Annotated in this window: 2 protein-coding genes; both read left to right on the top strand. The window is 30.2% G+C overall.

From position 1 onward, the window contains the following. The first annotated feature begins 237 nt into the window (after window positions 1-237). The gene (locus MBORA_RS08170) at window positions 238-522 is read left to right on the top strand and encodes a hypothetical protein (protein WP_156482713.1); all 285 of its coding nucleotides are present in this window, start codon (window positions 238-240) and stop codon (window positions 520-522) included. 312 nt (window positions 523-834) lie between these two features. Beyond that, on the top strand, window positions 835-6,538 hold a 5,704-nt coding region (locus MBORA_RS08180; protein WP_156482714.1), incomplete at its 3' end, for a beta strand repeat-containing protein.

Consider the following 6,538-nt stretch of genomic DNA (forward strand, 5'->3'; position numbering starts at 1 on the left):
GGAAATACATTAGATAAACACACAAAAAGAATTTATAGAACTCCTGAAGGCATGTTTGCTTATATTATGTCAAGAAAAAATGGTTGGATCGAAAACCGAAATCAAGACCTAACAAATTGACAGTCCCTATAGAAAGGGATAATTTATTTATACTATGAAGTTACAACAATAATATTAATGTGGTTTAAAATATTTTTATTAAAAAAATATACTTTAACAGTGATAATTTTAATAGATATGCTATTTAAAGACAATTCTGCTTTTAATAGATATAAAGAGTTAATTTATAGTAATATTTTTAATAAAACTACTAAAAACACTAAAAATAAGGATTTTAGTGGAAAAATATTTAATAATATCACATTAACCAATGTTCAAAATACTTTTTATTATAAAACAAATTCTGCTTTAGCTATTTATAATATAAAAGTTAATAAAATTCTTTTTAATAAAAACCCATTTTACTTTTTACCAAATTATAACCCTGCAATATATATTATGGGGGGGGGGAAAAAACATTAATGTTAATGTCTACCCTAAAAGTATGTGGAAATATAGCTAATGCAATTCATAATGCTTTAAATATAAATTTTAGAGCTTTTATTAGCTTAACTTATTGTAAACATTTAAATGTTTGTATTATTTTAAATAAAATTAAATTTTTTTTAAGTAATTTAAATGTTTTTTCTGTTAATATAAGTTTAAATAGGGTTGATTTATCTATTAATAAAAATATTTTTTTGTTGATAATATGATTATTTTTGGTTTATAATAAATGTATTTTCGATCTTATGAATTAATTTAAAAAAAATTAAATGTGAGGTATATTAATAAATGATTAAAATAAATCGTAAACTAATAATCTTAACTTTACTTATACTTATAATATATATAAGTATAGCTAATGTTTCTGCTGATAGTAGTTTTAGTGATGTTCAAGATAAAATTGACACTGCTACTAGTGGTGATGATATTTATTTAGATAATACTACCTATGTTAGTAATGGTAATGCAATCACGATTGATAAGGATCTTAGAATTCATGGTGGTAGTGTTAGTAATCCTAATAAAAAATCTACTTTAGATGCAAAAAAAATAAGCGGTATATTCAAGGTTACAGATAGACAGAATGTCTCTTTTATTAATTTAATTCTAATTAATGGTAAAACAACTAGTGGTGTTGGTGGTGCAGTTAGTGCAATTGAGTTGAATAATAATCTTAAATTTATAAATTGTACTTTTGTGAATTCTTCAACTAATGATACTTTGCATCATGGTGGAGCCATATATGCTTCTAATGTTAGTGTTGTTAATTCTAGTTTTGTGAATTCTTCAGCTATTGGTTCTGGTGGAGCTATATGTGCTTCTAATGTTAGTGTTGTTAATTCTAGTTTTGTGAATTCTTTAGCTACTGGTTCTGGTGGAGCCATATCTGCTTCTAATGTTAGTGTTGTTAATTCTAGTTTTGTGAATTCTTTAGCTACTGGTTCTGGTGGAGCCATATCTGCTTTTAATGTTAGTGTTGTTAATTCTAGTTTTGTGAATTCTTCAGCTACTAGTTCTGGTGGAGCCATATCCATCCATACTAATAATGTTGCATGTAGTATTATTGTTGTTAATTCTAGTTTTGTTAATTCTTCTACTAATGGTTCTGGTTCTTCTGGTGGAGCTATAGAGGTTTCTCCTTTTGGTTATCCTAATGTTAATATTAAATATGTTAGTATTGTTAATTCTAGCTTTGTGAATTCTTCAGCTACTGGTTCTGGTGGAGCTATATATGTTAATAGTAATTACTATAGTGTTATTAGTTTTAATGTTAGTGTTGTTAATTCTAGTTTTGTGAATTCTTCAGCTACTGGTTCTGGTGGAGCTATATGTTTTAGTGCTTATTTCGGATCTAATAATTTAAGGGTTATTAATTCTAGTTTTGCGAATTCTTCAGCTGGTAATTTTGGTGGTGTGGCCAGTGGTGGAGCCATATATTCTAATTCTAAAGGTAATTTTAGTGTTGTTAATTCTAATTTTACAAACTCTTCTAATAAAATAGATTTATATAATACGGATATCACTAATATTAGTAATTCTATTTTTGTTTCTTGTAGATTTGCTATAATTCTTCAATATGTTAGTAGTAATGTTAGTGTTAGTGTTAGTGATTCTAGTTTTATTTCCTGTAACGGTGGTATTAATATTAATCATATTGCAGATAAGGGTAATGCTAGTGTTAGTGTTAGTGATTCTAGTTTTGTAAACTCTAGTAATGTTATAGGTATCTCAAAGAGTGATAATGGTAATGTTAATCTTAAGGTTATTAATTCTAATTTTACAAACTCTTCTGATGGGGTTATAACGATTGAGGGTCGTGGTAATAAGGAGAAAAATATTACTGGTATTGTTATTAATTCTCGTTTTGTGAATTCTTCATATACTGGTGATACTTCTTATGATAAAGGAACTATAGCTCTCATTGCAGTTGGTGGTAGTCAAAATACTAATATTTATGGAACTGTTATTAATTCTACTTTTATAAACTCTTCAGTTTATTATAATGTTCATTCCTATGGTGCTAGTGGAGGTGGAGCTATATGTTTTGTTACACATGATTCTCATAATAATAACAAAATTATTAAAGGTAATGTTATTAATTCTACTTTTATAAATTCTTCAGCCATGGCTTTTAGTAATCATTATCATTATAGTGTTCATGGTGGAGCTATATATATTACTGAAAATGGTAATGTTACAAATTGTACTTTTATAAATTCTTCAACTAATGGTACATCTCATACTGGTGGAGCAATATATATGCTTGGAGGTAACGTTTCTAATTCTCGTTTTGTTAATTCTTCATCTAGTTATGGTGGAGCTATAGAGATATTTAATGCAGGTATTGTTACAAATTGTACTTTTATTACTTCTTCAGCTACTGGTCATGGTGGAGCTATAAATATGGGGGTAGGTAATGTTACAAATTGTACTTTTATTAATTCTTCATCGGGTTATGGTGGAGCTATATATATAACTGGTGGTTGGCAGGATATTCATGTTGTTAATTGTAGTTTTGTGAACTCTTCAGCTACTGGTTCTGGTGGAGCTATAAATTTTGATTCTTATTATGGATCTAATACTTTATATGTTGTTAATTGTAGTTTTGTGAATTCTTCAGCTACTGGTCATGGTGGAGCCATATCCTCTAATATTAATCTTATTGTTAATGGCTCTAGCTTTTTAAACTCCAGTACTGATAATCAAAATGCTAATGGGGGAGCCATATATATGGGTGGGGATATTTCTTATGATCCACCTTATCTAACTGTTATCAACTCTATCTTTGTAAACTCTTACACTAAAGGTAATCTTTCTCTTGGTGGGACTATAAGTGCCATTATTGCTAATGTTACAAATTGTACTTTCGTAAATTCCTCAACTAAAGGAAAGTATTCTCCTGGAGGAACCATACATTCTGTTAGTGATCTTATTGTTAAGGATTCTAGCTTTTTAAATTCTTCCACTATTGCTAAATTTTCTCCTGGTGGAGCTATATGGGTTGAATCAGGTAATGTTAGCATTGATAATTCTAATTTTACAAAATCTTCAACTAATGGTAATCGTGCTAAAGGAGGAGCCATATATATCAATAAAGGCAGTCTTAGTGTTAATAGCTCTAATTTTATAAATTCATATACTAAAGGTACAGATTCTTCTGGTGGAGTCATATATGCTGCAAATACTGAGGTCATTATTAATGGCTCTAGCTTTGTAAACTCCTATTCTAAATCTAGTGGTGGGGTAATATATCATGCCGGTAGTACTAATAATGTTACTATTAAGGAATCTAGCTTTGTAAATTCTTCTACTACTGGCTTTATGTCTGGTGGTGGAGCTATATACATTAAAGAGGGTAATCTTAGCGTTGCCGATTCTAGTTTCACTAACTCTTCCACCAATGGTGTAAATTCAGGTGGTGGAGCCATAAGTAGTAATGTTGGTATTGTTAGTGTTATAAATTCTAATTTCACAAACTCCTCAGCTAGGGGTAAAAATTCTGGTGGTGGAGCTATACTTTCTGGTAAGTCCATTAGTATCATTGGTTCCAGATTTATTAATTCATCCACCAATGGTGAAAGTTCTGCTGGCGGATCCATATCTGCTTATTCTGGTAATGTTACTAACTGTACTTTTATTAACTCTTCCACTAATGCTAAGTATTCTGTTGGTGGAGCTATAAGTATTATTAATGACTTTAATGTTACTGGTTCTGAATTTATTAATTCTTCAACTAAGGGTGATAACTCCAATGGTGGAGCTATATTTATTGAAGTTGGTGTTGTTAATGTTGTTAATTCTAATTTCACTAATTCTTCTACTAGTGGTAATCATTCTGATGGTGGAGCTATATGGATTTTTTCAAGTCATCTTAATGTTAAGGATTCTAATTTTGTAAATTCTTCAGCTAATGGTCATGGTGGAGTTATATTTACGGATTCTGCTGATGTTGTTGTTAATGGTTCTACTTTCACTAATTCTTCAGCTAAGGGTAATGGTGGAGTTATATGTTCTCCTTCTTATACTAATAATAGAAATATTGTTGTTGATGATTCCACTTTTACTAACTCTTCAACTACTGGAGGACTTTCAAGTGGTGGAGCTATATTCGTTCAAAGTGCAGTTGTTAATGTTACAGATTCTAGTTTTATAAACTCTTCAACTAATGGTGATAATTCTAATGGTGGAGCTATAGATGTTGAGGTAGGCAGTCTTAATGTTAAAAATTCTAAATTCTTAAATTCTTATACGAATGGTGTTAATTCTAAGGGTGGAGCTATATGTTCTAGTGATGGTAATCTCAATGCTCTTATTAGTAATTCTAGTTTTATAAACTCTTATACTAAAGCTAATAGTTCTAGTGGTGGAGCTATATGTATATCTTATGGTAGCCTTAATGTTAAAGGTTCTAACTTCACTGATTCTTATACTAAAGGCAATAGTTCTAGTGGTGGAGCTATATTCGTTCAAAGTGCAGTCGTTAATGTTGATGATTCAAATTTCGTTAATTCTTCCACTAATGGTACTGGTTCTTTTGGTGGAGCTATACATCATAATGGTAATAGTAATGTTACTATTAAGGATTCTAATTTTACAAACTCTTCAACTAAAGGTACTGGTTCTTTTGGTGGAGCTATTTTTAGTTCTGGCGGTAATTTTAAAGTCATTGATTCTAATTTCATTAATTCTTCTACTGATGGTACTGGTTCTGGTGGTGGAGCTATATATGCTGCTAGTATAGGTTTTATTATTAATGGTTCTAGTTTCCTAAATTCTTTTACTAATGGCGATTCTTCTTCCGGTGGGGCTATATATACTGATGATGCTAGTATTAATAATTCAACATTTATAAATTCCCATACTAATGGTATTAATTCTCCTGGTGGAGTTATAGCTTGTTATGCAGGCAGTGTCATTGCTAAGAATTCTAGTTTCCTTAATTCTTCCACTGAAGGTAAAAATTCTCCTGGTGGAGTTATATATGTTTATGAGGGTTATGTTAGTGTTGTTGGCTCTAATTTTACAAATTCTTCTACTAACAACTTGAATTCTCCTGGTGGAGCTATAGGTACTGAGCTAGGCGGTGTTAGTGTTAGTGATTCTAATTTCCAAAATTCATTTACTACTGGTAATCTTTCTAGTGGTGGAGCTATCTATTCTAAGGGTTCTCTTAATGTTAATGGTTCTAGTTTTGTGAATTCTTCTACTAAGGGTGTTAATTCTCATGGTGGAGCAATATGTGCTAATAATACTAATAGTGCTATTATTAATGCTTCTAGTTTCATTAATTCATCTAGTAGTGGTAGTGGTGGAGCTATATATATTAATGGTTCTAATGTTAATGTAACTAATAATAAATTTACTGGAAGTTCAGCTAATATTAATGGTGGAGTAATATATAATAACGCTAATATTTACTTAAAAAACAATACAATGGAAAACTCAAATGTAGTCACACCAAATGGAGGTAAAGAAATCTACAACAATAAAATTGTTTATGTTGCTAACTTAACTTATTTAGATAACACAACTGTCCGTATAAGTCGTGGGCAAACTATTGAGCTATGGGCGACTATTACAGATGACATGGCAAATACCATTACTGGTAAAAATGTAACTTTCATTGTTAATGGTATTAATATTGGTAGTGCAGAAGCTATTGAAGGATTTGCAAAACTTAACTATTATGTGAATCTTAATATGGGTTTATATCCTGTTTTTGGTAATTATACTGGTCGTGGTAATAAGCCTATTGTTCTTAGAAATGGTACTCTTGAGGTTGTTGATGTTAAGTTTAATGTTACCAAAATTAGTGATAAAACAATTGCTAATGTTGGTGAGAATCTTACTTATACTATTGTTGTAACTAATAAAGGTTCTAGTGTTGCTAATGGTGTGGTTGTTGAAGAGTTGATTCCTAATGGTTTAACTTTAATAAATAATAGTTGGGATACTAGTCAATGGACTAAAGTTGGCAATACCTGGAAACTTA

The sequence above is a fragment of the Methanobrevibacter oralis genome, from assembly GCF_001639275.1.
Lineage (GTDB): Archaea > Methanobacteriota > Methanobacteria > Methanobacteriales > Methanobacteriaceae > Methanocatella > Methanocatella oralis.

Bases quoted from the DNA above. Each gene is read 5' to 3' on its own strand.
- MBORA_RS08170 (WP_156482713.1), top strand. From the start codon at position 238: ATGCTATTTAAAGACAATTCTGCTTTTAATAGATATAAAGAGTTAATT.